Genomic DNA, 24924 nt, shown 5'->3' with positions numbered 1-24924 from the left:
GGATCACATGTTTATCCTTCGCTTGATCTCCCTGGTGTTGCTGGTGCTGGCTTGTGCCGGCGCCGGCGCGGCCGAACTGGTTGTCATCGTCTCGGCCAGGAATCCCTTGTCGGTGCTGCGTCCCGAGCAGGTGGTCGACATCTTCCTGGCGCAGACCGGCCGCTTCCCCGGCGGCGATGAAGCCATGGCGCTGGACCTGCCGCTCGGCAGCCCGCTGCGCGATGAGTTCTACAGCAAGGTCGCGGCCAAGTCGCCGGCGCTGATGAAGGCTTATTGGACCAAGATGGTGTTCACCGGCCGCGGCCAGCCGCCGCGCGAACTGGCCAACAGCATCGCTGTGCGCAAGATGGTGGCCGATAATCCATCGATGATCGGCTATATCGACCGCGCGGCCCTGGATGGCAGCGTCAAAGCCGTGCTGGTGACGCGATGACAGCGCGCAGCGGCGGCGACACCTTGCGCAAGCGCTGGCTCCGGCGCGGGCTGGACACGCATTTCTCGCTGCCGCTGTTCGCCTTGCTGCTGCTGCTGGCGATCTGGGTGGTGACTTTCCACGAGGTGGACGCCGAGCGCGCCCACGCGCGCGAGGCCGCCGCCGATACACTGCGTGAATTGATGGGCACCTACGAGGCGCAGGTGGCGCGTAGCCTGGACGGCATCGACCAGACGCTGCGCGTGCTCAAATACGCGGTCGAACGCAAGGGAGCGCTGGGCGCGCTGCCGGAACTGGGCCGCGAGGGCTTGCTGCCACCGGGCGTGGTGTTTGTGGTCAGCATCGTCGACCGCAACGGCCTCACCGTCGCCAGCAATCCCAAGGCACTGCCGATTTCGGTGGCCGATCAAAACTACTTCAAATTCCACCAGGAGCGCGACAGCGGCGTCACCTTCGTCAGCCAGGCCACGCGCGACGCCGCCAACACCGAATGGCATTTGCACTTCACGCGCCGGCTGGACGACGACATGGGCAACTTCGCCGGCATCGTCATCGTCGAAACCGATCCGGCCTACTTCACCAGCAGCTATGAACGCAGCCAGCTCGGCGAGCAAGGCATGCTGGGCCTGGTGGGCAGCGACGGCGTGGTGCGCTCGCTGCGCGTCGGCGACAAGCTGTCCTTTGGCCAGCACATGGAATCCGCGGCGGAGCAGCTCAGCACCGTGGATGGCGTGCGCCGCTACAGCGGCATGCGCGAGCTGCACGGCGTCGCGCTGAACGTGGTGGTCGGCTTGTCGGAGCGCGAGCAGATGGCGGGCTTCGAGCGCCAGCGCCGCGAGAAAATCTGGGAGGCTTCGGTCGTCAGCGTGGTGCTGGTCGTGAGCACCGCCTTGGTGTGGCTGTGGTCCTGGCAGGGGGCGCGCAACCGCGCCCGCATGCGCCGCGCGCAGGAAACCTATGCGGCGGCATCGGCGGCCAGCCTGGACGCCTTCTTCGTCATGCGCGAGGTGCGCAACATCGGCGGCGAGATCATCGACTTCGTCTTTGTCGACGCCAACTCGCGGGCCGAGAAGATGACCGGCTACAGCAAGGAAAAACTGCGCCTGATGACGCTGTGCGGCCTGATGCCGCAGGCGCGCGGCAACGGCATGTTCGAACACCTGGTGCACGTGACGCAGGTCGGCGGCGTGCATGAACAGGAATGGGAGAGCAATATCCCGCAGCTGCGGGCGCGCTGGCTGCACCAGCAGGTGGTGCCGGTGGAGGGCGGCCTGGTGGCCATCGTGCGCGACATCAGCGAACGCAAACTGGCCGAGGAGCGCATGTTGCACCTGGCGCATCACGATACCCTGACCGGGCTGCCCAACCGCAGCCTGATCGCCAGCCGGCTCGACCTGACCATCGCCCAGGCCAGCCGCAACGGCGGCGCGGTGCTGGTGGCCTTCATCGATCTTGACGGTTTCAAGCTGGTCAACGACGGCCTGGGACACAACGCCGGCGACGAGCTGCTGAAGGTGGTGGCCGCGCGCATGGGCGCCTGCCTGCGCGCCGGCGACACCGTCGGCCGTTTCGGCGGCGACGAATTCGTGCTGGTGCTGAACGAGCCGCGCCACAGCGAGCGCGCCGCGCCGGTGCTGGAACGGGTGCGCGAGGCGGTGCTCAAGTCGATCACCTTGAGCGGGCAGGAAGTCCAGGTCAGTTGCAGCATCGGCGTGGCGGTCTATCCCAACGACGGCGCCAACGCTGAAACGCTGCTGATGCACGCCGACGCCGCCATGTACCGCGCCAAGGACCTGGGCAAGAACAACTGCCAGTTCTACACCCGCGAAATGAACGCCTGCATCGAAGAGAAGCTGGTGCTGCTGGAAGGCTTGCGCAGCGCATTGGACGAAGGCCAGTTCCGGCTGGTGTACCAGCCCAAGGTGGACCTGCACACGGGCCGCATCTTCGGCGTGGAGGCGCTGGTGCGCTGGGAACATCCGGAACAGGGCTGCATCGGGCCGGACCGCTTCATCCCGCTGGCCGAAGAAAGCGGCATGATTATCGCGCTGGGCGAGTGGGTGTTGCAGACCGCCTGCCGTCAGAACCGTGCCTGGCAGGACGCCGGCCTGCCGCCGCTGCGCGTTTCCGTCAACGTTTCGCCGCGCCAGTTCGAGGAGCTGGGGCTGGTGCAGCGGGTGGCGCAGGCGCTGTCCGACAGCGGCCTGGCGGCGGAATGGCTGGAACTGGAAGTGACCGAAGGCGTCATCATGCGCGACCTGCAGCAGGCCGTGGACAAGATGGCGCAGGTGCGGGCGATGGGCGTGTCGCTGGCGATCGACGATTTCGGCACCGGCTATTCGAGCTTGTCGGCGCTGAAGTCGTTCCCGATCAGTACCCTGAAAATAGATAAATCGTTTGTGCGCGACCTGGGCGTGAGCGAGGGCGACGAAGCCATCGCCAGCTCCATCATCGACCTGGCGCACCGCCTGCGCCTGCGCGTGATCGCCGAGGGCGTGGAGACCGAGCAGCAAAAGGCCTTCCTGCGCCAGAACGGCTGCGACGAGATGCAGGGTTATCTGTTCAGCCGTCCGCTGCCGCCGGAGCAGTTGCGGCAATTGCTGTTGACCCATGCGTTTGCGCGGCAGGTGGCCGCGCCGGAGACTACAGCGGCTTGATCACGTAGACGCAGCGGCGCGCGCCGTTGAGCATGTGCTCGACGCGGCCCACCGAACACTCGGGGCCCAGCACGCGCTGGAATACGTCCAGCTCCGAGCGGCAGAACTTCTGGCACTGGCGGGCGGCCGCGCAGATCGGGCAGTGGTTCTCGATCAGCAGCATGCTGCCGTCGTCGCGGGTTTCGATTTCGGCCATATAGCCTTCGGTGCTGCGCGCCTGCACCAGCGCTTCCACCCGCTGCGACAGCGTGCCCGATGCTTGCAGATGCTGGCGGTACTGCTGCTCGCTGGCCGCCTCGCGCGCGCCGATCAGTTTATCGAGACCGGCCTCGCCGAACAGGCCGCGCACCTGGTCGATCAGCTGCAAGGTCAGGTCGGCGTGGCGATCCGGGAAGCGGGCGTGGCCGGCCTCCGTCAACAGCCAGCGGCGCGACGGGCGGCCCGGCTTGTCGGCCACTTCCTCGTACGTCACCATGCCTTTTTCCTGCCACGATTCGAGCTGCTTGCGCGCGCCCATCGAGGTCAGGTTGAGCAGGGCGGCCAGTTGCTGCGCGGTTTGCGGGCCGCGCGTCTTCAGCAGGAACAGCGTGTGTTCGGCGGTGTTCATTGCAGCGCGCCTTCCAGCTTGTCGCGGTCATCGCGGGCCATGCTGGCGTGCCAGGTCTGCATGCGCCAGGCCGACCACGCAGTCAACGCCGCGCCCAGCACCAGGATCAGGCGCGTGTCGATCAGGGTCAGCACCGCGCCGACCAGGGCCATGATGATATTGGCCAGGCAAAAGGTGGTGGAGATCAGTCCCATGACGGCGCCTTGTCCGTGCGCGCCAAAGCGCTCGGCGCACCAGTTGGGGACTATCGCGTTGTAGATCGAATGCGGTATGCCGTACAGGATGATGGCGGCGATGCCTATCCATGCGTTGCTGGCCGCGAGCAGCGCGATCAGCGAGGCCGTGACGAAGGCGAAGCGGCGCGCCCGCAGCAGCGGCTCGCCCTTGAACGGACGGCCGGCGAACATGGTGGTGGTGGTCATCACCGCGCACATGGCTGCGGTGGTCCAGGCGATGCCGCGCGCGCCGTAGCCGGGCACTTCGACCAGCCACAGTGGATAGAATTCGTAGAACGCCGTCACGCCGCAGGTGTAGGCCAGCGTGACGATGAACAGGTTGCGCAGGTCCGGTTCGCGCAGCAGGTTGAGTGAGTGGCGGTCGCGCGCCACTTGCCACCACGAGGTGGTCGCCAGCGATGGCGCCTCGTTCGGCAGCACCACGGCCACCAGCAGCGCCACCATCAGCAGCGCCGCCACGGCGATCCAGAACGGCACGGTGACGCCCCACACCAGCGTCATGCCGGCCAGCAGCGGTCCGGCCAGCCAGCCCATGTAGAAGGCGCCGTTCAGCCACGACAGGGCTTTGCGGCGCAGGTCGCCGTCCAGGCGGTCGGCCAGCATGGCGCGTGCCACCGAGCCGTTACCTTCCAGCAGACCGGTGACGAAGCGGGCGATGATGAACAGCGGGTAGGATTCCAGCAGCAGCGCGCAAGCGGTGGCGGCGTGGCCGATGGCGGCGCCGACGGCGGTGATCAGCAGCACCGGGCGGCGGCCGTAGCGGTCGGACATCGGGCCCAGCAGCGCGGAGCCGATCAGCAGGCCGAGTGGATTGATGGTCAGCGCCAGGCCGAACAGCAGCTTGGGCGGCAGGCCGAGGAACTGGTTCAGGCCGTTACTGACGCCGGCGGCGAACAGCGGCGGCAGGATGGGATAAGGCAGCGACGCGCCTATCGTCGAGAGCAGGGCCAGCAGGCAGGCGGCGCCTATCAGCAGAGGTGTTTTCATCAGCGGCAATCAAAGGGAGCGAGTACCGACACTGTAAGCGGCCTCCGCTAATAAGTAAACGAAAATGTTTATAAACTCAGTAGTGCAGCAGCAGTGGCAAAGTGGGGCGGCAATCGTGAGTCTGGCCTTGGGCGCCATGGTCGAAGTGGATTTCCATCAGGTAGGCGTCGCCTTCTTCCAGCTTCAGTTGCGTGCCCGAGCTGCTGGCCTGGGCGGACGCCGACAAGGCTTGCGGCGGCAGCGTCAGCGTGACCGTAGTGATCGTCTTCACCCCGGCCGCGTGGTCCAGCGGCTGGCGGCGCGCTTCCGGATAGGCGGATGGCGCTGCGCCTTTGGGCAGGAAGAACCACATCGGCTCCGAGGCCGGCACGTCCGCGCCTATGCCGATCTGCATGCCGGGCGGCAGATAGGACGGCGCGTAGTTCCAGCACGGGAAAGGCGCGGTCGCATCGTTGCCGGACGGCCGCCAGCATACGCCGAACGGGCAGGCCGGGCTGCCTTCGGCCAGGCGCTCGGCCAGCAGGGTGGGGCTGGTCTGCGGGCTGCGCACTTCATCGTCGTTGGCGATCCACAGCAGTTCGAGGAAGGCGTTGTGGAAGAAAAAGCGGCGGTTCTCGGTGCCCTGGCCCGGATGGCGGTTGCCCGATCCTTCGGCCAGTCCGAGGGACCGCAGCAGTTCGGCTTCCAGCGCGCCAGCGCGGGCGCGGATGAACAGGTGATCGATCTGCATGGTGGCTATCGCTGCTGCTCGACCATCGTGCGGATCTTGACGGCCTTCTCGAAGTGATCGAGTTCGTGGGTGCGTATCCACCATTCGGCCGCTTCCATCAGCAGTTCCGGGTCGTCGTTCCTGTTGGCGAAGAAGGCGTAGAAGGACAGGCCGACCGTCTCGCCTTTTTGCGCGATCTTGTCATTGCAGACGCGGATGATTTTTTCTCTTAGTTGGATGCGCACGTTTTTAGCTTTTGGTTGCAAGAACCTTAACTATACATCGTTGCGCTATGATGCGGCATCACTCTTGGACAGAAACACGATGAAGAATTGGTTTGCCAGCCAGCGCGGCGCGTACTTTTTTCTGCTGCTCGGTATCGGTCTGATGATGCTGTTCGTCGCGCTGGAGCGCAACTTCCCCAATGCCGAGCAGCTGGAGACGGCGAGCGGCCGCGTGGCCTGGTCGCAGTCGGCGCAGGGAGGCCTGTATTTCACGCTGGACGGCGAGCAGCGCCAGTTCGTGTTGTTCGTCAAAGGCGATTCGGACCAGCGCCTACGCGCGGCGATTCGCGACGCCGAAGCTTATCCGATCAAGGTGCGCTTTCATCCGGGACAGGTCAGCAGTCCGGGTTTTTTGCAGGGGCGGTTCTATGCGGTCTACGGCGTTTCGGTGGGCGGCAAGGAAGTCTCCAGCCTGGCCACGGTGCGCGGTAGCTACCGCCGCGACAACCTGATCGCGCTGGCGATGGGCGTGCTGTTCGCGGCCTACGGTGGGACCCGCGTCTGGAACTTCAGGAATGCGGCTGTAGACGCGCCAGCAGTTCGACATCGCCGGCCACGATAAAGAGCAGGTTGGCGGTGATATGTTCGATCGGCCAGTCCCACCACGCGATCGCCTGCAAACGCGCCGCCACCTCGGGCGCAAAGCGCTCCTTGAGCTGCCTGGCCGGATTGCCGCCGACTACCGTGTACGGCGCGACATCGCCCGTCACCACCGAGCGCGATGAGATGATGGCGCCGTCGCCGATGGTCACGCCCGGCATGACCAGTACGTCGTAGCCTATCCACACGTCGTTGCCGATCACCGTGTCGCCTTTGTACGGCAGCTCGCCCTGCGCCGGCATGACTTGCTCCCAGCCGTTGCCGAAGATCTGGAACGGGTAGGTCGAGATGCCGGACAGCTTGTGGTTGGCGCCATTCATGATGAACTTGACGCCGCGCGCCAGTGCGCAGAATTTGCCGATCACCAGCTTGTCGCCGATGAAGGGGAAGTGGTACAGCACGTTGCGCTCGAAGTTCTCCGAGTCGTCGGGATCGTCGTAGTAGGTGTAGTCGCCGATGACGATGTTCGGATTGTCGACGGTGTTCTTGATGTAGCAGATTTGCGGGAAGCCCGCCATCGGATGCGGGTTATTGGGGGATGGTCCGTTCATTCACTTTCCTTATGTTTGCGGGCTCCGATCTGGCCTGACGCAATGCGTTAGATGGCAGTCGGCTTCCGCAGCCGATTTCTGCCGTAATCTAAACCGTCCTATATCGGGTCTAGGTCTGTAGGAAATTGGCTAGCACGCTGGCAATCTTCTTCATTAAGGCCATCTGCTACATCCCGTCGGTGCCAAGCTCTGTTCAAATGAGAAAAAACATGTCCGAGGTCAATGCGCAGATTCGCTTCATCATACTCAGGGTCACTGTTTATCTCCGAAATCAATCGGGTTAAATGCTCTTGCGCATCTTCGAGCTCATACATTAGGGCCGACCAACCTACAGGAGCGCTTTCCTTACTTATCATGTGGCGCCCTTCCAATTTTAATTTCAACGGGCAGCAGGCTTCCGCTTTTGGCCGAACACAAACTTTTAATGCTCGCCAAAGTCGCCACGACGCCTCTATTGAATGCTTTCATTCTTTAAAGCACCATTCGCCACCCAAGACTTCACGACCACTTTAACAGTTTCAACTATCGTATCCCAGTCATTTGCATCCAGTCCGTGAGCAGCAATTCCATCCAAGACCGCCTCTGCGAGGCGATGCGTATAACCTGCTTCCGTATGGAAGCTTTTACTGACTAATGATTCAGTCTTAACTAGAGTCTCATCGGTGTAAAATTGACTCATCTATTCCCTCCAATGGCAGCTTGTGGCCGAATTCGGGGCATACTCATCTGAGAAGTTTGCACTCATGAGCTGACCATGGCCAACTCAACTGGATGATCTACCAATGTAGCAAAGGCCCACTCGATGATGGTTTGCTCGTTCTCGCGAATCCAGTAATCTAGCTTCCTACTCACCTCGCTGTCTTGCCAGTGCATTTTTCCATGAGCGTATTGCTGTTGTAGCTCTACAGCTTTTAGCATTTCGAGCGTGGCTAAGGCGCAATCCAGACGTACAACAGGCGTCGCTTCATAGTAGGTCCAGACGCCGGATCGATCGGCTTGGGCTAACCATGTAAGTATCTCGAAGATCACAAAGATGGGTTGTGGCCAACCAAATGACGGGAGTCTCGCGTCGTATCCCTCCCAACCTAAAGCAACTCCCTGAAGGTCTACTAATGCTCCATAGTCACGCCGTGTAAGCAGTTGAGATAAGTACTGAGCGCTGTATCTTGGCATTTAAAGGCACCGGTAAGAATTATTTTAGTAAATTTATGGTAATGCACAGCGATTTGCCCGATTTTTGGAATGTCCAGTTGTGGCCGCGGATTCAATCGTTCAACGCAACACTGCGGCCCGCACGCCGATTCAGGTCGACACCGAGTGCGGCTTTGCGAAGGCGGCGGTTGCGCAGCACATAACGCACCGATGCCGAAGTGTCATACATGAGTTGATAGTGGTAATAGTTGATGTGCTCAAGCACGGCGAACAGGAAAATCCCGAGTGGCCAGGCCAATTGCGCATTCCATCCGGCGCCCACGATCTGGACAGCGAATCCGAGCGCCACTGCGCCAAACAGCGCAAGATTGGATGCCTTGAATGCGTTGAACAGCCTGTCAAAATAGCTCGGCAATGGGACCGACGCCGACAGGGCGCGGTGTTTCAGTTGCCAATACAGGGCGCCTTGCGCCAGCAGATAGCTGACCGAGAGCAGCGCCGCCAGCCCAAGCGGCCAATGCACGCCCGTTGCAGACTTGCGCCAATCCAGGATAAAAATAATCGGCAGCGCCACGGCAGCCAAGGCTTCCATGCCGCGCAGGTAGTTGAGGCGATTGTTGAGCTTATGCATGGCGTCGACTCCCTATGATACGTCGCGCTGGCGGCGGAAGGCCAGCCAGCCGGCGATCACCGTGAAGCTGGCGACGATGGCCACCACCAGCCAGAAGCCTTCCGGGTCCTGCGCCAGCGGGATGCCGCCGACGTTCATGCCCAGCAGGCCGGCGATGATGTTGATCGGCAGGGCCAGCACCGTGACAATGGTCAGCACGAACAGGCTGTGGTTATTGCCCTCATTGACCAGCGCCGCGATCTCTTCCTGTATCAGCTTGATGCGCTCCTGCAGCGAGGCCATGTCCGCCAGCACCATCGAGAATTCCTCGGTCGATTCGCGCAGCTCCTGGGCGTCCAGTTCGGCCACCCAGGCCGGCGGCCGTTGCAGCAGTCGGAACAGCGCCGCCGGCTCCGGCGCCAGCAGGCGCTGCAAGCGCACCAGCACGCGCCGCAGCGCGCCCAGGCTGGCGCGCTTGGTCTTCAGTTTGCCAGCCAGCAGATTGTCCTCGATCTCGTCGACGGTGCTGATGGCGTTGCGGACGATCTTGATCAGCGCGTCGGCCTGGTCGCGTAGCAGGTGGATCAGCAGCTCCACCGACGAGCGTATCGGCTCGCCGTTGCGCACCGCGTTGCGCAGGCCGTCGACCGCCTTCAGTGGCTTGCGCCGCGCGCTGATGACGATCTGCTGGTCGACGCTCAGCCACAGCGTGGAGATGTCGGACGGCTCAAACGAAAAATCGTGCAGCACGTCGTTGACCACGGCGATCAGCGTGTTGTCGGCCATCTCGATGCGGGTCGAGCGCGGGCCTTCGTGCAGGCTTTCGTAGAATTCCTCCGGCAGCGCGGTGTGCTCGTGCAGCCATTTCTCGCTGGCGGTATTGGCCAGGTTGTAGTGCAGCCAGATGAATTCCCGCGGATGCTGTTCGCGCTCGGCCAGCCATAGTCGCGCTGCGTCGGCTTCCAGCGGCAGGCCCTTGCCGTCCGGCCCGCGGCCGAACAGGTAGCCGCAGACCAGACCCGATGAGTCGGAACCGTAGGACAGTGGCGCATTCTGCATTCAAAATTCTCCGTGATGGTCGCGGGCATCAGGATAGCAAATTACGCTAAGATGAGGTGATATATCCTCGGCGGGAGAGTGTATGCAGCAACCGGATCTGGCGCCGCGCCTGCGGCGCTTTGTCGATGGCATGGACGCGCTGCTGGCGCGCGGCCCGGCCGAAGCCGACATCGTGGCGCAAGGTGGCGCGCTGCTGCGCGCCTTGCTGGCGCATGACGACTGGCTGGCCGACACGCTGGCGCAGCCGCATCCGCAGTTCTACCGGCAGTACCTGCTGCATCTCGATCCGGCGTCGCGTTATTCGGTGGCCAGTTTCGTGTGGGGACCTGGCCAGCGCACGCCGCTGCACGATCACACGGTGTGGGGCCTGGTCGGCATCCTGCGCGGCGCGGAAGAGGCGCAGGCATGGCGCCACGCCGACAGTGGCGCCCTGGTGATGGACGGCGCACCTTTGCTATTGCGGGCGGGAGAGGTGAGTGCGGTGTCGCCCACCTTGGGTGACATCCATGAAGTGCGCAACGCTTATGAGGACCGGGTGTCGGTCGGCGTGCATGTGTATGGCGCGGATATCGGCGCCGTCGACCGCTTTGTGTATGCACCCGACGGCAGCCGCAAGCCGTTCCGCTCCGGCTACGCCAATCGATGAGTTGAAGCTCAGACCAGCAGCGCGTTGTTCATCTCGATGGCGTCGATCTTGGCTTCGGCCAGCATGGATTCGAGCTTGTCTTCGTCGATGAACAGGTCGATGGCCGAATCAGAGTGCGGCGGCAGGTCGCGCTGCGCTTCCTGCAACGGCGATTTCACCGGCGTCAGGTGGTTGGCCAGCAGCAGGGTGTCGAGCAGCGTGTCCGGCGGGATCGACATGAAGCTGTCGCGCAGGCCTTCGATGGCTTCGGCCACCGGCTCAGGGATGCACAGCTTGCGCATCACTTCGCGGGTGATGATTTCCTCGCTGGCCGAGTGCCAGTTCTCGGGATCTTCCTCCAGCAGGCCGGGGAATTCGTCGGCGCGCGAGAGCAGGTAGAAGCCGCCCACTTCGTGCACGATGGCGGCGAACAGCGCGGTGTCCGGATTGACCCCGGTGACCTGGCGCGCGATGATGCGCGACAGCGCCGCCACGGCGATGGTGTGGTCCCACAGCTTTTCCGCCTTGTAGCGCAGTTCCGGGTCGGCGATCTTGGCGCCGAACTGGCGCACCACCATGGCGGCGGCCAGCGCGAACAGGTTCTGGTAGCCGATGCGCATGATGGCGCCGCGCACGTTGGTGATCATCGGCGCGCCGGAGCGGTTGAACATCGCGGAATTGGCGATGGCCACCGTGCGCGCGGCCAGGATAGGCTCCGCCAGCACCAGGCTGATGGCCTTGTCGACCGGGCATTCCGGATCGTCGAGCGCGAGTTGGACGCGGAGCGCCGCATTGACACTGGTCGGAAAGACCAGCTCACCACGGATGGCCAGCGCCGCGATATGGCCGAATGCTTCTAGTTTATTCATGATCAAAATTATACGCATGCGCGGCCCCAATCTCAACGCCATCTTGGCTTGCGGGTGGCTTCTGGGGCCAGGAGGAGGCGGCAATGCCACACTGTGAGGTGTTGGCGGCGGCGGGAGGCGAGATAGGGAGCCGTGCGGGAGCCGTGCGCGGCGCCGTTACGGGCGCCGCGCACGGGGTAAAGCTGAGCCCGGCGTCAGGCGTTGGCGAACTGCGGACGACGGGTGGCGCTGTCGCGGCTGTAGCGGCTGACCGACAGGTCGTCCGCCAGGATGGCCGGGCGGCGGGCCGAAATCAGGTCGGACAACAGCTGGGCCGAGCCGCAGGACATGGTCCAGCCCAGCGTGCCATGGCCGGTGTTGATGAACAGGTTGCGCAGGCCGGTGCGCCCGACCACCGGCGTGCCGTCCGGCGTCATCGGACGCAGGCCGGTCCAGAAGGTGGCGGCGGCGCTGTCGCCGGCGCCGGGGAACAGGTCGTTGACCACCATTTCCAGCGTTTCGCGGCGGCGCGGGTTCAGCGCCAGGTTGAAGCCGGCGATCTCGGCCATGCCGCCGACGCGGATGCGGTCGTCGAAGCGGGTCACGGCGATCTTGTAGGTTTCGTCCAGAATGGTCGAGACCGGTGCGGAGGCGGCGTTCACGATCGGCACGGTGATCGAGTAGCCCTTCAGCGGGTAGACCGGGATCTTGACCAGGTCCTTCAACAGCGTGGTCGAGTAGGCGCCCAGCGCGACCACGTAGGAGTCGGCCGTCACCAGCTCGGCGCCGCACTGCACGCCTTTGATCTCTTCGCCTGCCGTGACCAGGCCGGTGATATCGACGCCGTAGCGGAACTTCACCCCCAGCTGCTCGGCCATCGCGGTCAGGTGGGTGGTGAACAGCTGGCAGTCGCCGGTTTCATCGTTGGGCAGGCGCAGGCCGCCGACCAGCTTGTTCTGGTCCAGGCCGGGTTCGGCGGCGACCAGTTGTTCGCGGCCCAGCAGCTCGTAGGGCACGCCGGTTTCCTGCAGCACCTGGATGTCCTTGGCGGCGTCGTCGAGCTGCTTCTGGGTGCGGAACAGCTGGGTCGTGCCTTGCTGGCGGCCTTCATATTCGATGCCGGTGGCGGCGCGCAGGGCTTTGAAGCAGTCGCGGCTGTATTCGGCCAGGCGCACCATGCGCTCCTTGTTGACGGCGTAGCGCTCGGCATTGCAGTTCTGTAGCATCTGCCACATCCATTGCAGCTGGAACAGCGTGCCGTCCGGGGTGATCGACAGCGGGGCGTGGCGTTGCAGCATCCATTTCATCGCCTTGAGCGGGATGCCGGGCGCGGCCCACGGGGAGGCGTAGCCGGGCGAGATCTGGCCGGCGTTGGCGAAGCTGGTTTCCAGCGCGGGACCGGGCTGACGGTCGAGCACGGTCACGTCGTGGCCGGCTTGCGCCAGATAGTAGGCGCTGGTGACGCCGATGACACCGCTACCCAAGATCACAACCCGCATTACAGTCTCCCGATTATTTAGTCATACCAGATATTCCGCTATGGTATGCTTGTATTACTAGTATTTGTTACTATATAAATTGAACTATTCAGTGGATTTTCATGCGAATTCAAAAAGAATCGGTCCGTACCCTCGATAAACTGGACAGAAAGATATTGCGCATCCTGCAGGAAGATGGGCGCATCTCGATGAAGGACTTGAGCGAGCAGGTCGGCCTGTCGATCACGCCGGCCATCGAGCGGGTCAAACGCATGGAGCGGGACGGGGTGATCACCGGCTACCACGCGCGCATCGATCCGCCGGCGCTGGGGGCCAAGTTGCTGGTGTTCGTGGAGATCACCTTGAACCAGAAGTCGGGTCCGGTGTTCGAGCAGTTCCGGCGCGAGGTGCTGCGCATACCGGAGGTGCAGGAGTGCCATCTGGTGTCGGGCGATTTCGATTACCTGATCAAGGCGCGCATCCATGAGATGGCGGAGTACCGCAAGCTGCTGGGCGACATGCTGCTCAGTTTGCCAGGGGCGGCGCAGTCGAAAAGTTATGTCGTGATGGAGGAGATCAAGGAGACCTTGATCTTGTCGACCGAGGTGGTGCCGGGTTGATCGGGCTCAAAGCGCGGCGCTTGCAAGGCGCAGCCAGAGGCGCACAATGTGCGGATGAACGGCACCTTCGACACTCTCAGTTATACCCGGCGCCTGGAAGCGGCCGGCGTGCCCCCGGAGCAGGCCGAGGCGCATGCGCTTGCGCTCAGCGAAGCGCTGCGGATGCAGCTGGCCACCAAGGCGGATCTGCAATTATGCAAGACCGAGCTGAGTCACAAGATTGATCTGTGCCGAACTGACCTGACCAATAAGATCGGACAGGTGCGGACCGAGCTCATCGACAGAATCGAACTGGTGCGGATTGAGCTCAACGATAAGATCGAGCTGGTGCGCGCTGAGCTCAACGATAAGATCGAGCTGGTGCGCGCTGAGCTCAATGCCAGAATGGATAAGATGGAAGCCAAACACGCTGCCGATTTTGCGGAACTGCGCGCGCTGGTTCGCGACGAGATTCACGGCCTGCGCACTGAAATCATGCGCTGGGTGATCGGTCTCTGGATCGGCCAGAGCGCCGTCCTGTTCGCCGCGCTTGCCTACTTCCGCACCTAGCCGTTCGCCCGCTAACGCAGTGATCGCGCCGCTTCAGTTAAAATGCAATAACAGCATTATTTACGAAGCGGAGCAAGTGTGAACAATCAGCACGGTACTCCAGGCGATACCCATGTGGTCAGCGTGCGCTCGCTGGACGAACACATGTCCAGCGACCAGAGTTTCAGCTCGGCCTACGCGCGCGCGGTGGGCGCCATCGCCGGCAACGAGGGCAGCCTAACGCTGGCCCAGTTCGCCGCCGTCACCGACATCGCCGGCGACGGCAAATCCTCCGCCGTCTTCACCGCACTGGTATTGAACGCCATCGAATCGGGCGTGGACGTCGACTGGGCCTTCAACGCCCTCGGCCGCAGCAGCGCCGGCATCGACCAGGCCGCGCGCGAAAATGCCCTCAGCATGACCATCCCGCTGCTGGCGCTGCACGGCGCCGACGCCCGCGTGCTGGCGCAGCGCCTGGCCAAGGCCTTGTCGGCCCGCCTCTCGCCCGAAGACCTGAACCGCCTGCCGCAGACCGAAGAGCGCGGCATCCTCGCCAACCTGGGCGAACAGGCGCGCCGGCTGGTGCGCGGCCGCTCGCTGGCCGACGCCGTGGCCGATTTCGGCCGCCATGCCGGGCAGCCGGTGCTGGTCGAACACGCGCGCAACTTCCAGTCCGGCGACATCGATCACAGCCAACTGCGGGAACTGGTGGGCAGCGCCACCGCCGCCATCGCGCAGGACATCAGCGTCTACCTGGAGCAGGCGCGCATGTTGTCGGTGGGCGAGGCCATGGCCGCCACCCTGGTCGGCGCCGCCAACGACCTGAAAAACCAGGTGCTGCAACGCCTGACCCTGGTGGACCAGCGCATCGCCCACGAACGCCGCCTGCTGCTGGAGGAAATCGACGACGCCGTGCACGACGCCGGCAACGCCATCGAACTGGCGATCACCGACCGTCTCAACACCGACCAGTGGAAAGACGACGACGTGTGGGCCAGCATGGGACGCCAGCAGTTCGGCCAGGAGATGGAGCGGCGGCTGGACCGCATCGTGCGCCGCAAGGAGCAGTCGCTGCATCTGTTGCAGGAAGACTTGCGGCTGTTCCAGCGGGCGATGCGCCTGAATCAATCGTCGGTGTTCCAGCGTCAGCACCATTCGACGCTGGCGCGGTTGATGCCGCGGCTGCGGGTCGGCACGCGCATCGTCAACAGCGTCGACACGGCGGCCAATGTCACCTTGATGAGCGGGGCGGTGGTGGCGGCCGGCACTGGCACGGCGGCCTATCTGATCGGCGCGGCGGTGGTGTTGCCGGTGGTGGCACCGGCGGCGCCGTTTGTCGGCGGCGCGGTGCTGCTGGCGGGCGCCTTCAAATGGTTCACCGACGGCGGCAAACGCAAACGCACCGAGATCCGCGACAAGCGCGCCGCCTTCGAGGCCGAACTGCGCAAGCAGCTGCAGGCGGCGGAGCTGAGCTTCAACGCCCAGCTGGACCTGGTGGCCCAGGGCTTCCACGACTCCGCGCTGCAGTTGCTGACGCCCTTGCTGCTGGAAGCCGAAGCGGCCGGCCGCGTGCCCGGCATGCGCCAGCGCATCGCCGACCGCGTGATCACCCAGGCGCAGGCGGCGATCCGCCAGCTCGACGCCGAGCTGCGCAAATAATCCGGGGACCTGACCCCGGGTTTAAGACGTGCTACGCTGATGACATGGCCCAACAAGGAAATAGCATGAAAACCTTACTTTCCGCCGCAGTCTGTCTGTTGCCGCTGTTTTGCCTGGCCGAAGACGGGCCGCCGATCACGCCTTATCGCCCGTCCGTTTCCAGCCCTGCCCAGTTGCCGGCCGCCGGCCAGCTGGAATTGGAGTTGGGCGGCTTGAGCAGCAAATCCGATGACGGCCGCCGCAACAGCCTGCCTTACGCGCTCAAGCTGGGCTTCAATGAACAATGGGGCATCGTGCTCGGCGGCGAAGCCTATGTGTCGGCGCCGGACGGCAGCGGCGGCCATGCGCGCGGCATCGGCGATACGCTGTTCGTGCTCAAGCGCGCCTTCGTGCTGGACGAGGCCAGTGCGCTGGGCCTGGAACTGGGCGCCAAGGCGCCCACCGCCATGGACGGCATCGGCAGCGGCCGCGCTGATTACAGCCTGAACGGCATCTACAGCCGCGACATGGGCAGCGTCCACATGGACGCCAATCTCAACGCCACCCGCCTGGGCGCCTATGATGCGGGCAGCGGCCGGGTGCAGACCGGCTTGTCGGCCTCGTTCTCAAGCCCGGTGAACGAGCAGTGGGGCGTGACCGGCGAATGGTCCGGCACCCGCCGCAGCGGCGCGGCCAGTACCGCGCAAGTGCTGGTGGCGTTCAGCTACAGCCCCAGCAAGCGGCTGACAGTGGATGTAGGCGCCGCGCATGGCTTGAACAGCGCCTCGCCCAACTGGGCTTTCTTTAGCGGCGTGGTGTTGCCGCTGGCGCAACTTTGGTGAGGTATTGTGGTTTTTTGTGTACGCTAGCGTACGGATAGTCGGAGCGGGGTTTGTTATTATTCCAATTGAGCAAGTTCGCTCAGCCACGATTACAAGAAAAGTAGGCCCAAATGAAAACCAAGATCCTTGCCGCCAGCCTGTTGGCGTTGTCTTCCGCAGCGTTCGCCAGCGACGTCGGCGTTTCCATCAACATCGGCCAGCCTGGTTTTTACGGCCGCATCGATATCGGCGATTATCCGCAGCCTCAGGTGATATACCGTGAGCCGGTGATCGTCCAGCGTCCGGTCCGCTACGTGGAGAGCGCGCCGATCTACCTGCGCGTGCCGCCGGGCCATGCCAAGCATTGGGACAAGCACTGCGGCGCCTACAACGCCTGCGGCCAGCGCGTGTACTTCGTGCAGGATGGCTGGTACCAGAATCAATACGTGCCACAATACCGCGATCGTCACGGCGATGGCCGCCATGAAGAGCGCCGCGATGACCGCCGTGACGACCGTCGCGATGACGACCGCGGCAACGGCAATGGTAACGGCCACGGTCACGGCAAAGGCCACAACAAGGATTGATCACGCGGCGCCGGTCGCCGCCCACAGGAGAAACGTTTGCAGAGTCAAATCTTGATCGTCGGCGGCGGGGCAGGCGGGCTGGAGCTCGCTTGCAAGCTGGGGCGCAAACTGGGCCCGCAGGCGGTGTCGCTGGTCGACAGCCGCCTGTTTCATATCTGGAAGCCGTCGCTGCACGAAGTGGCGGCCGGCACCCTGGACGTGCATCAGGAAGGCCTGTCCTACCAGATGCTGGCGCACGACAACGGCTTCACCTTCGTCTACGGACCGATGCAGGCGCTCGACGCCGGGCAGCGGCAGCTGACCGTCGGCGCGATCTACAGCGACGACCACGGCCGCCGCGAAGAAGTGCTGCCGCAACGCCGCATCGGCTACGAATCGCTGGTGCTGGCCATCGGCAGCGTCTCCAACTATTTCGGCGTGCCCGGCGCGGCCGAACACACCATTTCCCTGAACGCCACCGAAGACGCCGAGCGTTTCCGTCTGACCCTGCTCAAGCTGCTGACCCAGGCCGAGCTGCAGAAAAGCACCCGGCCCGAGGCCGGCGTCGACATCGTCATCATCGGCGGCGGCGCCACCGGCGTCGAGCTGGCGGCCGAGTTGCGCGAGGCCAGCGGTGTGTATGCCGCCTACGGTTTCCGCCAGCTGCGTGCCGAGCGCGACGTGCGCATCACGCTGCTCGAAGGGGCGCCGCGCATCCTTGCGCCCTTGCCGGAAAAGGTGGCGAGCGCCGCGCTGGAGCTGCTGCAGCAACGCGCCATCAAGGTCGTGACCGCCACCCGCGTGACCGCCATCGGCGCCGACGCCGTGACGGCCGGCGACATCGTCTACCCGGCGCAGCTGGTGGTGTGGGCGGCCGGCATCAAGGCGCCGGACCTGCTCGGCCAGCTGGGCCTGCCGACCTCCAAGTCGGGCCAGGTCGAAGTCGACGTCCGCCTGGCCGTGCCTGGCCACGCGGGCATCTATGCGCTGGGCGATTGCGCCGCCTGCGCCGGCGCGGACGGCAAGCTGGTGCCGCCGCGCGCGCAGGCCGCGCACCAGCAGGCCAGCTACCTGGCCGAGACCTTGCTGCGCCAGCGGCGCGGCAAGCCGCCGCTGCAACAGCCGTATGTGTATCGCGATTATGGTTCGCTGGTGTCGGTCGGCCAGAGCACGAGCGTGGGCAGCCTGATGGGATCGTTGAAGGGCTTAAGCTGGTTTGTCGACGGCCTGGTGGCGCGGCTGATGTATGTCAGCCTGCACCTGATGCACCACCGCGCCGTGCTCGGCACGGTGCGCACCGCCGTGCTGGCGCTGGCGCGCTTCCTGATCAAGCGCAGCACGCCGCTGGTCAAGCTGCACTAGGGGCGGTTCAGGCGGCAACTGGCTTGGGCAGTATCATCGTCAGCGTGGCGCCGCGCTCGGCGCCGTTCGACAGGGTCAGCGTGCCGCCCAGGTAGGCGGCACGTTCGCGCGCGGTGCGCAGGCCGAACTTGCCGCTGACCTGGCCCAGCAGCGTCGCCACCGGCCCGTCCAGGCCGACGCCGTTGTCCTTCACCGTCAACATCACTTCGTCCTCGTTGTCGTCGACGATGACGTCCACCGCGGAGGCCCGCGCGTGGGCGGCGATGTTGCGCAGCGCTTCCTCCAGCGTGTGCAGCAGCACGATGCCGTGGCTGCGCGGGCAGTTCAATTCCTCTTCCGGCAGGCTGCAGCGCGCGGTCAGCTGTTGCTGCTGGCCGAACTGCTCGACCGCCTCGCCCAGCGCCACCCGCACGCCGAGGAATTCGAGCTTGTCGTTCCACAGCTTGATCTGCATCTGGCGGTTGGTTTCGACGATCTGCATCAGCAGCTGCTTCATGTGGGCGGCGCGGTCCTGCAGCGCCGCTTCCTGCGGCATTTTCTGCATCAGCAGGCCCAGGTGCATGGTCAGCGCCGTCAGCGAGGAACCGAGGCTGTCGTGCAGCTGGCGCGACAGCGAGCGGCGCTCGTTGTCCCAGCAGGTGTGAACGTGGCCGAGCAGGTCGCTCAGGTCGGCGCTGCGCAGCGCGTCTTGCGGTGGTTGTGGTGCCGGGACGGACATGGTTTTCTCTATTCGTGCTTACTTTGTGGGGCGATCATACCCGAGCTTTGCAAGTCGTGGCGCACTCTGGCCCTTGCTCACTGTTTGACGGTCTGTGGCACGCAGCCGCCGATCACGTCGGCCAGCTGGTCGATGTCGACCGGCTTGACCAGATGGCGGTCGAAGCCGGCGTCCAGCACGCGCCGCAGGTCTTCGGCCAGGCCGTAGCCGGTCAGCGCGATCAGGCGGATGTCGCGCGTGGCCGGATCGGCGCGCAGGCGGCGCGCCACCTCGTAGCCGTCGATGCCGGGCAGGCCGATGTCGATCAGCGCCACATCCGGCTGCCGGCTGGCGGCGGCCGCCACGCCTTCGTTGCCGTCGGCCGCCGCGTGCACCTCATAGCCGTAGCAACTGAGCATCATGGTCATCATTTCGCGGCCGTCGTCGTTGTCCTCGATCAGCAGGATGCTGGGCATGCCGTGCGCGCTGACGGGCTCGGCCGGCGCGGGCGGCGCCACCGGCTGGTGTTCGATGCGCGGCAGGCGCAGCGTGAAGGTGCTGCCGCCGCCCGGACCCTTGCTCTCGGCGGCGATGGCGCCGCCGTGCAGCTCGGCCAGCCGGCGCACCAGCGACAGGCCGATGCCCAGCCCGCCCTGCGAGCGGTCCAAGGTGCTCGAACCCTGCACGAACACGTCGAACACATGCGGCAGCAGGTCGGCCGCGATGCCGACCCCGGTGTCGCGCACGCTGAGCACGACGTCGTCGTTCTCGGTCCAGGTGCGCACCTCGATGCGGCCGCCGGCCGGCGTGTACTTCAGGGCGTTGTCGATCAGGTTGCTGGTGATCTGTTCGAGGCGGGTGGCGTCGCCGTCGACCCAGCCCTGGTCGAGGTCGTGCACCAGCTGGTAGTCGGCGCTGCGGCCGGTGGCGCGGTAGGTTTCCAGCGAGGCCGCGACCAGCGCCGCCAGGTCCAGCGGCGCGCGGTTGAGCAGGATCTTGCCCGACATCGCGCGCGACAGGTCGAGCAGGTCGTCGACGATGCGGCCCAGGTGCTGGCTCTGGCGCTGGATGATTTTCTTGGCGCGCGCGACGCCCTCGGCCGACACGCCGGGCAGGCCGATCAGCGAGGCCGCGCTGCTGATGGCCGACAGCGGATTGCGCAGCTCGTGGCCCAGCATGGCGAGGAACTCGTCCTTGGCATGGTTTTGCCGTTGCGCCGACTGCCGCTCCTCGATCTCGCGCGTCAGGCGCGCGTTGGTGGCGGTCAGCTCGGTGGTGCGCTGGCTCAGCTGGCGCGCCTGCTTCTTCAATTCCTCGTTCTTGGTGGCCAGCGCGACAAACACCGAGATCTTGGCGTACAGGATCTGCGGGATCACCGGCGTGAACAGGAAGTCGACCGCGCCGCGCTGGTAAGCCTTCAGCCGGTCGAGCTCGTCCGCGAGGAAGGCGGTGATGAAGATGATGGGAATGTCGGCCGAGCGGGCGCGCTGGTGGATCGCCTCGGCCGTCTCGAAGCCGTCCATGCCGGGCATGTTCACATCCAGCAGGATCACGGCGAAGTCGTGCATCAGCACCTGGCGCAGCGCCTCCTGGCCCGAGCGTGCCGCCAGTACCTCGTAGGACTCCTGTTCGGCCCACTGGGTGAGCAGGCTGGTCAACGCGAACAGGCTGTTGGCATCGTCGTTGACAACCAGGATTTTGGGCTTTTCTGTTTTAGGCACGGGGTCTCTGCACACTGCTGGAACGGCGAAATCTTCGCGGCCTTGACGCTGCCAGAGAAGCAAGAAATACACGTAAAACCATGATAGCAATTGCCTATATGAATGTCAAAAACCCCTGTCAATCGAACGCGGCGGAGGGCGCGGCCCAGAGTGTTCGATTCCGTACAGACCCCGCCGGCCGGGACTGCGACAGTGGTGGCTAACACCAACGGAAAGGACGCATCATGAATATCGATACTGTCGTAGATATAGAGTACCTGGGCCTGAGCTTCCGCGCGCTGGCCGACGCCCCCACCAGCGCGCTGCGCGGCATCAGCGCCAGGGACGCCAAGGCGCTGGCGCAGGCCTTCAATGTGCACACGGTGCGCGAGCTGGCCAACCTGGAGTTCGTCAAATGGGCGGCCGCGATCACCACCCTGGCCGAGCACGAGCAGGCCACGCCGCAAGAGCAGGCCAAGGAAACGCTGCTGGACGACGGCCTGGAGATGACTTTCCCGGCCAGCGATCCGGTGTCGGTGGACGCCGGCATCACCCGCATCGAGGTGGCGCCGGAGAAGGTCGACGCGCACGACGATCACCAGCACGCCGGCAAGATGGAAGAGGACGCCGCACACCCGGTGTGAGGCCAGCCGGTCCCGGCCGCTCAGGCCGGGGTCGGCGACAGCACGTGTTGTGGCGCCGGCGTGCGCATGGTTTGCGCGGTGCAGCAGCGGTTCTTGCCCGAGCGCTTGGCTTGGTACAGCGCGCTGTCGGCCGCCGCGATCACCGACGCCACCTGGTCGGCGTCGTCGGGATAGATGCCGATGCCGATGCTGGTCGACAGCTGCAAGGTCAGGCCGTTGATGAGATAGGGTTCGGAGACCGCCTCGATCAGCTTGCTGGCCGGCTCCTGGGTGTCGCCCAGCTGCGCGATATTGCCCATGACGATGACGAACTCGTCGCCGCCGACGCGGGCCACGGTGTCTTCCTTGCGGGCGCAGCCGACCAGCCGCTGCGCCACCATCTTGAGGAGCTCGTCGCCGGCCGCGTGGCCGTGGGTGTCGTTGATGGCCTTGAAGCCGTCCAGGTCCAGGTACATCACGGCCGCCTTGGTCTGCTGGCGGGTGGCGTGCTGCAACACGGTGGCGATGCGGTCTTCCAGCAGGCGGCGGTTGGGCAGGCCGGTCAGCGGATCGTGCAGCGCCAGTTCCTGCTGCTGGCGGCTGTATTGGGCCAGCTCCTTGTACAGCAGGCGCACTTCCAGCATGTTGTGGATGCGCTTGTGCACTTCCAGCAGGTCGAACGGTTTGCTGATGAAGTCGCGCGCGCCCGCTTCCAGCGCGGCGATCTTGAAGCTAGGCTGGGCGGTCAGCGCCAGCACCGGCAGGTAGCCGCCTTGCTCGATCTCCTTCAGGCCCTTCATGACCTGGAAGCCGTTCAGGCCCGGCATCTGCAGGTCCAGCAGGATCAGGTCGTAGCAGTGCTGGCGGTGCAGCGGGCACACCTGCTCCGGCAGCATGGTCGAGGCGACATCGGTATAGCCGGCTTCGCGCAGGATCTCCAACATCAGTTCGACGTTGTCGGCGCTGTCATCCACCACCAGGATCTTGGCGTTCAGGATTTCGTCTCGGCTCGGCATAATGGTCTCGGTCTGTCTCAAGTAGGCCATTCTGGCCGGAAATTTAATAGTCCCACGATCTTAGCGCATGCGTCTGTGTTGCAGCGCACACCTGCGCATTATATTTCCACGCGGCAATTAATTGTACCTGCTTTTCGGGATTTTTGTAGTTTATCAACTGAACTTCAGAATGCTTGTAGGACATTGCCTCGTCTGCAAGTAAGAGCGTGCAAATTTCTGTGTGGAAATAATTACCACGGTTGTTAAAGGCGTGACATCGCCGTCCGGGCGTGGCGGTGCGCCGCCCCCAACGCCGCCACCTTGGCGATCAGTTCGTTGGGCTCGACCGGTTTGGAAATGTGCGCCAGGAAGCCGCTCGACAGCGCCCGGATGCGGTCCTCGGAGCGGGCGAAGGCGGTCAGCGCGATGGCCGGCAAGTCGCCGCCGCGCGCCGGCCCCAGCGCCCTGATCCGGTCCAGCAGGCCGTAGCCGTCCACCTCGGGCATGCCCAGGTCGCTGAGCATCAGGTCCGGGCGCGCGTGTTGCAGCAAGCCCAGCGCCTCGCCGGCGGTGGCGGCGGTCAGCACGTCGGCGTTGCAGTCGGCGAGGATACGCTTGATCAGTTCGCGGGCGTCGTCCTCGTCGTCGACCACCAGCACCTGCAGGCCGGACAGGTCGTGCGCCACGGACCGTTCGGCCGGCGCGCCGTCGCCGGCGGCGCCCAGCGGCTCGTGGCCGCCGCGGCGGCGCGGCAGGCGCACGGTGAAGCAGGCGCCGCGGCCTTCGCCCTCGCTGGCGGCGCTGACCGTGCCGCCGTGCTGCTCGACCAGGTGCTTGACGATCGACAGCCCCAGCCCCAGCCCGCCGTGCCTGCGGGTGGTGGTGGCGTCGGCCTGGCGGAAGCGCTCGAAGACATGTCCGAGGAAGGCGGGGGCGATGCCGATGCCGTTGTCGCGCACGGTGACGGCGATCTGGTCGCCTTCGCGCTGGATGCCCACCTGGATGCGGCCGCCGGCCGGCGTGAATTTGAGGGCGTTGGTCAGCAGGTTCCAGATGATTTGCTGCAGGCGGTTGGCGTCGCCGGCCACCATGCCGGGCGCCGCTTCGAAATCGCGCTCGATGCGGATCTGCTTGGCCTCGGCGGCCGGGCGCACGGTGTCGATGGCGGCGGCGACGATGGCGGCCGGCGCCAGCGCCAGCATGTCCAGCCGCACCTTGCCGGAGGCGATGCTGCTTATGTCGAGCAAGTCCTCGATCAGCTGGGCCAGGGCACGGGCGTTGCGCTCGATGGTTTGCAGGCCGCGGTGCAAGTCGGCCTGGTCGCGGCTGCCGCGCCGCAGCACCTGGGCCCAGCCGAGGATGGCCGTCAGCGGCGTGCGCAGCTCGTGCGACAGCGTGGCCAGGAATTCATCCTTCATCTGGCTGGTGCGTTCAACGTCGGCGCGCGCCTGGCGCTCGCTGTCGAGCAGTATCTTGCGTTCCTCGGCGGCCTGGCGCGAAGCTTCGACCAGGCGCGCGTTGTCGATCGCGACGGCGGCCTGGGCGGCGATGCCGCCAATGATGCGCTCGGTGCGCTCGCTGAACATGGACGGTTCCGGGTGGCCCAGGAACAGGCAGCCGATCACCACGCCAGAGCGCAGCGCCACCGGCGCCGCCAGGTAGCTGCGCACCGGCGGCTGGCCCGGTGGCAGCCGGTGGCGGGGCGCATCGCGGCCGTGGCGGGGGTCGGCCGGCCAGTCGTTGCTGCGCACCGTGCCGTGCATGCACAGCTCGGCGCTCGACAGGGCGCCGTCGTCGGGGCGGCCGAAGGCGGCGCAGCCGGCCGGCGCGCCGCTCGACACCATGTGCAGTTCGCGCGCGCGGCCGTGGCCGTCGGCGCCGCGGTAGAAGAAGGCGCCGAAGCGGGCGCCGCTGATGCTGGTGGCGGCGTCGGTCACTTCCTGCAGCAGCGGATGCAGGTCGCGGGTCGAGGCCAGCGCGCTGCCGGTGCGGTTGACCAGCTCCAGCACGGCGGTCTCGTCGCGCAGCGCTTCCTGCACCCGCTTGACCTGGTCGACATCGGTGCTGGTGCCGAACCAGCGCAGCACGCGGCCGGCGGCGTCGTGCACCGGGTTGGCGCGCGTCAGGAACCAGCGGAACTCGCCGTTGGCGCTGCGGATCGGCACTTCCAGCTCATACGGCAGGCCGGTGGCGCGCGAGTGTTCCCAGCGCTCCAGCATCGGCGCCACGCAGTCGGGCGCGTAGACCTGGCGCCAGCCGCCGCCGCTCATTTGTTCGGGGGTGGTGCCGGTGTAGGCGTACCAGGGCTGGTTGTACCAGATCATGGTGCCGTCCTGCTCGGCGATCCAGGCCAGCTGCGGCATGGAGTTGGCCAGCGCGCGCAGCTCCAGCTGGCTCTGGCGCAGCGCTTCCCGTGCGCTCAGCAAATCCTGCTGGGCGTTCGATGATGCGGGGAGCGCGGCGTCGTCCGTCGGGGGCTCGGGCGTTACGGCGTCGGTGGGCTCGTGAGGAAGAATCATGTGGGGCTTCGGGCTGCCG

At 65.1% G+C, this 24924-nt stretch carries 26 protein-coding genes; 11 read left to right on the top strand and 15 right to left on the bottom strand.

What is annotated here, in order from left to right; genetic code table 11:
* The first annotated feature begins 7 nt into the window (after nt 1-7).
* Both KVP70_RS17160 and KVP70_RS17155 read left to right on the top strand, forming a co-directional pair.
* A complete protein-coding gene (locus KVP70_RS17160) occupies nt 8-433 on the top strand; it encodes a type 2 periplasmic-binding domain-containing protein (protein ID WP_217943418.1) in 426 nt (141 codons plus the stop codon).
* Nucleotides 430-3090, top strand: a complete 2661-nt coding sequence (locus tag KVP70_RS17155) for a bifunctional diguanylate cyclase/phosphodiesterase (RefSeq protein WP_217943417.1) — start codon at nt 430-432, stop codon at nt 3088-3090. The genes KVP70_RS17160 and KVP70_RS17155 overlap by 4 nt, the downstream gene beginning before the upstream one ends.
* Here KVP70_RS17155 and KVP70_RS17150 read toward each other — a convergent pair.
* The 4 genes from KVP70_RS17150 to KVP70_RS17135 form a co-directional block, all read right to left on the bottom strand.
* Nucleotides 3077-3697: a helix-turn-helix transcriptional regulator gene (locus KVP70_RS17150; protein WP_217943416.1), complete on the bottom strand. Its 621-nt coding sequence runs from the start codon at nt 3695-3697 to the stop codon at nt 3077-3079. The two genes, KVP70_RS17155 and KVP70_RS17150, sit on opposite strands and share 14 nt — an antisense overlap.
* On the bottom strand, nt 3694-4920 hold the full coding sequence (locus tag KVP70_RS17145; protein ID WP_217943415.1) for an MFS transporter: 1227 nt from the start codon (nt 4918-4920) through the stop codon (nt 3694-3696). Before KVP70_RS17145 ends, KVP70_RS17150 begins: the two co-directional genes overlap by 4 nt.
* 76 nt (nt 4921-4996) lie before the next feature.
* Nucleotides 4997-5650, bottom strand: coding sequence for a VOC family protein (locus KVP70_RS17140; RefSeq protein ID WP_217943414.1), 654 nt, complete (start codon nt 5648-5650; stop codon nt 4997-4999).
* 5 nt (nt 5651-5655) lie between these two features.
* Nucleotides 5656-5874 carry a DUF6500 family protein gene (locus tag KVP70_RS17135; RefSeq protein WP_217943413.1) on the bottom strand — a complete coding sequence of 73 codons (219 nt, stop codon included), beginning with the start codon at nt 5872-5874 and terminating at the stop codon, nt 5656-5658.
* Nucleotides 5875-5953: 79 nt separating this feature from the next.
* Here KVP70_RS17135 and KVP70_RS17130 point away from each other — a divergent pair, with 79 nt between their 5' ends.
* Nucleotides 5954-6475 carry a hypothetical protein gene (locus KVP70_RS17130; protein WP_217943412.1) on the top strand — a complete coding sequence of 174 codons (522 nt, stop codon included), beginning with the start codon at nt 5954-5956 and terminating at the stop codon, nt 6473-6475.
* Here KVP70_RS17130 and KVP70_RS17125 read toward each other — a convergent pair.
* The 5 genes from KVP70_RS17125 to KVP70_RS17105 all read right to left on the bottom strand — a co-directional run bounded on the left by KVP70_RS17125 (nt 6423) and on the right by KVP70_RS17105 (nt 9885).
* Nucleotides 6423-7064: a Vat family streptogramin A O-acetyltransferase gene (locus KVP70_RS17125; protein WP_217943411.1), complete on the bottom strand. Its 642-nt coding sequence runs from the start codon at nt 7062-7064 to the stop codon at nt 6423-6425. The genes KVP70_RS17130 and KVP70_RS17125 overlap by 53 nt on opposite strands.
* Nucleotides 7065-7515: 451 nt before the next feature.
* Complete coding sequence (locus KVP70_RS17120; protein WP_217943410.1) at nt 7516-7743, bottom strand: hypothetical protein; 228 nt, start codon at nt 7741-7743, stop codon at nt 7516-7518.
* A 62-nt stretch (nt 7744-7805) separates the two neighbouring features.
* Nucleotides 7806-8237, bottom strand: a complete 432-nt coding sequence (locus tag KVP70_RS17115; protein ID WP_217943409.1) for a hypothetical protein — start codon at nt 8235-8237, stop codon at nt 7806-7808.
* Between the two features lie 91 nt (nt 8238-8328).
* The gene (locus KVP70_RS17110) at nt 8329-8847 is read right to left on the bottom strand and encodes a hypothetical protein (protein WP_217943408.1); all 519 of its coding nucleotides are present in this window, start codon (nt 8845-8847) and stop codon (nt 8329-8331) included.
* Between the two features lie 12 nt (nt 8848-8859).
* Entirely contained in the window at nt 8860-9885 is a 1026-nt protein-coding gene (locus KVP70_RS17105) for a transporter (protein WP_217943407.1), read from the bottom strand.
* Between the two features lie 82 nt (nt 9886-9967).
* On the opposite strand from KVP70_RS17105, the gene KVP70_RS17100 reads away from it, so the two are divergent.
* Nucleotides 9968-10531 carry a cysteine dioxygenase family protein gene (locus KVP70_RS17100; RefSeq protein WP_217943406.1) on the top strand — a complete coding sequence of 188 codons (564 nt, stop codon included), beginning with the start codon at nt 9968-9970 and terminating at the stop codon, nt 10529-10531.
* 8 nt (nt 10532-10539) lie between these two features.
* Here KVP70_RS17100 and KVP70_RS17095 read toward each other — a convergent pair whose 3' ends face one another.
* Nucleotides 10540-11379 (bottom strand): HDOD domain-containing protein, encoded by an 840-nt coding sequence (locus KVP70_RS17095; RefSeq protein WP_217943405.1) that lies wholly within the window; start codon nt 11377-11379, stop codon nt 10540-10542.
* Between the two features lie 194 nt (nt 11380-11573).
* The gene (locus KVP70_RS17090; protein WP_217943404.1) at nt 11574-12857 is read right to left on the bottom strand and encodes a D-amino acid dehydrogenase; all 1284 of its coding nucleotides are present in this window, start codon (nt 12855-12857) and stop codon (nt 11574-11576) included.
* Nucleotides 12858-12958: 101 nt separating this feature from the next.
* Between KVP70_RS17090 and KVP70_RS17085 the strand changes: the two genes are divergently transcribed.
* The 6 genes from KVP70_RS17085 to KVP70_RS17060 all read left to right on the top strand — a co-directional run bounded on the left by KVP70_RS17085 (nt 12959) and on the right by KVP70_RS17060 (nt 18371).
* Nucleotides 12959-13456, top strand: a complete 498-nt coding sequence (locus tag KVP70_RS17085; RefSeq protein ID WP_217943403.1) for an Lrp/AsnC ligand binding domain-containing protein — start codon at nt 12959-12961, stop codon at nt 13454-13456.
* A 54-nt stretch (nt 13457-13510) separates the two neighbouring features.
* Nucleotides 13511-14005 carry a CCDC90 family protein gene (locus tag KVP70_RS17080; RefSeq protein WP_217943402.1) on the top strand — a complete coding sequence of 165 codons (495 nt, stop codon included), beginning with the start codon at nt 13511-13513 and terminating at the stop codon, nt 14003-14005.
* 78 nt (nt 14006-14083) lie between these two features.
* Nucleotides 14084-15643, top strand: coding sequence for a hypothetical protein (locus KVP70_RS17075; protein ID WP_262311766.1), 1560 nt, complete (start codon nt 14084-14086; stop codon nt 15641-15643).
* A 65-nt stretch (nt 15644-15708) separates the two neighbouring features.
* Complete coding sequence (locus KVP70_RS17070) at nt 15709-16464, top strand: transporter (RefSeq protein WP_217943401.1); 756 nt, start codon at nt 15709-15711, stop codon at nt 16462-16464.
* Between the two features lie 110 nt (nt 16465-16574).
* A complete protein-coding gene (locus tag KVP70_RS17065) occupies nt 16575-17030 on the top strand; it encodes a hypothetical protein (protein WP_217943400.1) in 456 nt (151 codons plus the stop codon).
* Between the two features lie 36 nt (nt 17031-17066).
* Complete coding sequence (locus tag KVP70_RS17060; protein ID WP_217943399.1) at nt 17067-18371, top strand: NAD(P)/FAD-dependent oxidoreductase; 1305 nt, start codon at nt 17067-17069, stop codon at nt 18369-18371.
* Between the two features lie 7 nt (nt 18372-18378).
* Here the strand turns inward: KVP70_RS17060 and KVP70_RS17055 are convergent, their stop codons facing one another.
* Both KVP70_RS17055 and KVP70_RS17050 read right to left on the bottom strand, forming a co-directional pair.
* Nucleotides 18379-19089, bottom strand: a complete 711-nt coding sequence (locus KVP70_RS17055; RefSeq protein ID WP_217943398.1) for a sensor histidine kinase — start codon at nt 19087-19089, stop codon at nt 18379-18381.
* A 77-nt stretch (nt 19090-19166) separates the two neighbouring features.
* A complete protein-coding gene (locus tag KVP70_RS17050) occupies nt 19167-20789 on the bottom strand; it encodes a response regulator (protein ID WP_217943397.1) in 1623 nt (540 codons plus the stop codon).
* Nucleotides 20790-21013: 224 nt separating this feature from the next.
* On the opposite strand from KVP70_RS17050, the gene KVP70_RS17045 reads away from it, so the two are divergent.
* Nucleotides 21014-21412, top strand: a complete 399-nt coding sequence (locus KVP70_RS17045) for a hypothetical protein (RefSeq protein ID WP_217943396.1) — start codon at nt 21014-21016, stop codon at nt 21410-21412.
* Between the two features lie 20 nt (nt 21413-21432).
* Here the strand turns inward: KVP70_RS17045 and KVP70_RS17040 are convergent, their stop codons facing one another.
* On the bottom strand, nt 21433-22407 hold the full coding sequence (locus KVP70_RS17040) for a GGDEF domain-containing response regulator (RefSeq protein WP_217943395.1): 975 nt from the start codon (nt 22405-22407) through the stop codon (nt 21433-21435).
* Nucleotides 22408-22649: 242 nt separating this feature from the next.
* Entirely contained in the window at nt 22650-24905 is a 2256-nt protein-coding gene (locus tag KVP70_RS17035; protein WP_217943394.1) for an ATP-binding protein, read from the bottom strand.
* Nucleotides 24906-24924 lie beyond the last annotated feature (19 nt).

The organism is Duganella violaceipulchra (genome assembly GCF_019166075.1).
Lineage (GTDB): Bacteria > Pseudomonadota > Gammaproteobacteria > Burkholderiales > Burkholderiaceae_D > Rugamonas > Rugamonas violaceipulchra.
This window is presented reverse-complemented; position numbering and strand designations above follow the sequence as displayed.

What these genes read in the sequence shown, in the direction of transcription:
- KVP70_RS17160 (WP_217943418.1), top strand. Translation starts at nt 8, where the DNA reads ATGTTTATCCTTCGCTTGATCTCCCTGGTGTTGCTGGTGCTGGCTTGT.
- KVP70_RS17155 (WP_217943417.1), top strand. Translation starts at nt 430, where the DNA reads ATGACAGCGCGCAGCGGCGGCGACACCTTGCGCAAGCGCTGGCTCCGG.
- KVP70_RS17150 (WP_217943416.1), bottom strand. Translation starts at nt 3,697, where the DNA reads ATGAACACCGCCGAACACACGCTGTTCCTGCTGAAGACGCGCGGCCCG.
- KVP70_RS17145 (WP_217943415.1), bottom strand. Translation starts at nt 4,920, where the DNA reads ATGAAAACACCTCTGCTGATAGGCGCCGCCTGCCTGCTGGCCCTGCTC.
- KVP70_RS17140 (WP_217943414.1), bottom strand. Translation starts at nt 5,650, where the DNA reads ATGCAGATCGATCACCTGTTCATCCGCGCCCGCGCTGGCGCGCTGGAA.
- KVP70_RS17130 (WP_217943412.1), top strand. Translation starts at nt 5,954, where the DNA reads ATGAAGAATTGGTTTGCCAGCCAGCGCGGCGCGTACTTTTTTCTGCTG.
- KVP70_RS17125 (WP_217943411.1), bottom strand. Translation starts at nt 7,064, where the DNA reads ATGAACGGACCATCCCCCAATAACCCGCATCCGATGGCGGGCTTCCCG.
- KVP70_RS17120 (WP_217943410.1), bottom strand. Translation starts at nt 7,743, where the DNA reads ATGAGTCAATTTTACACCGATGAGACTCTAGTTAAGACTGAATCATTA.
- KVP70_RS17115 (WP_217943409.1), bottom strand. Translation starts at nt 8,237, where the DNA reads ATGCCAAGATACAGCGCTCAGTACTTATCTCAACTGCTTACACGGCGT.
- KVP70_RS17110 (WP_217943408.1), bottom strand. Translation starts at nt 8,847, where the DNA reads ATGCATAAGCTCAACAATCGCCTCAACTACCTGCGCGGCATGGAAGCC.
- KVP70_RS17105 (WP_217943407.1), bottom strand. Translation starts at nt 9,885, where the DNA reads ATGCAGAATGCGCCACTGTCCTACGGTTCCGACTCATCGGGTCTGGTC.
- KVP70_RS17100 (WP_217943406.1), top strand. Translation starts at nt 9,968, where the DNA reads ATGCAGCAACCGGATCTGGCGCCGCGCCTGCGGCGCTTTGTCGATGGC.
- KVP70_RS17095 (WP_217943405.1), bottom strand. Translation starts at nt 11,379, where the DNA reads ATGAATAAACTAGAAGCATTCGGCCATATCGCGGCGCTGGCCATCCGT.
- KVP70_RS17090 (WP_217943404.1), bottom strand. Translation starts at nt 12,857, where the DNA reads ATGCGGGTTGTGATCTTGGGTAGCGGTGTCATCGGCGTCACCAGCGCC.
- KVP70_RS17085 (WP_217943403.1), top strand. Translation starts at nt 12,959, where the DNA reads ATGCGAATTCAAAAAGAATCGGTCCGTACCCTCGATAAACTGGACAGA.
- KVP70_RS17080 (WP_217943402.1), top strand. Translation starts at nt 13,511, where the DNA reads ATGAACGGCACCTTCGACACTCTCAGTTATACCCGGCGCCTGGAAGCG.
- KVP70_RS17070 (WP_217943401.1), top strand. Translation starts at nt 15,709, where the DNA reads ATGAAAACCTTACTTTCCGCCGCAGTCTGTCTGTTGCCGCTGTTTTGC.
- KVP70_RS17065 (WP_217943400.1), top strand. Translation starts at nt 16,575, where the DNA reads ATGAAAACCAAGATCCTTGCCGCCAGCCTGTTGGCGTTGTCTTCCGCA.
- KVP70_RS17055 (WP_217943398.1), bottom strand. Translation starts at nt 19,089, where the DNA reads ATGTCCGTCCCGGCACCACAACCACCGCAAGACGCGCTGCGCAGCGCC.
- KVP70_RS17045 (WP_217943396.1), top strand. Translation starts at nt 21,014, where the DNA reads ATGAATATCGATACTGTCGTAGATATAGAGTACCTGGGCCTGAGCTTC.
- KVP70_RS17040 (WP_217943395.1), bottom strand. Translation starts at nt 22,407, where the DNA reads ATGCCGAGCCGAGACGAAATCCTGAACGCCAAGATCCTGGTGGTGGAT.
- KVP70_RS17035 (WP_217943394.1), bottom strand. Translation starts at nt 24,905, where the DNA reads ATGATTCTTCCTCACGAGCCCACCGACGCCGTAACGCCCGAGCCCCCG.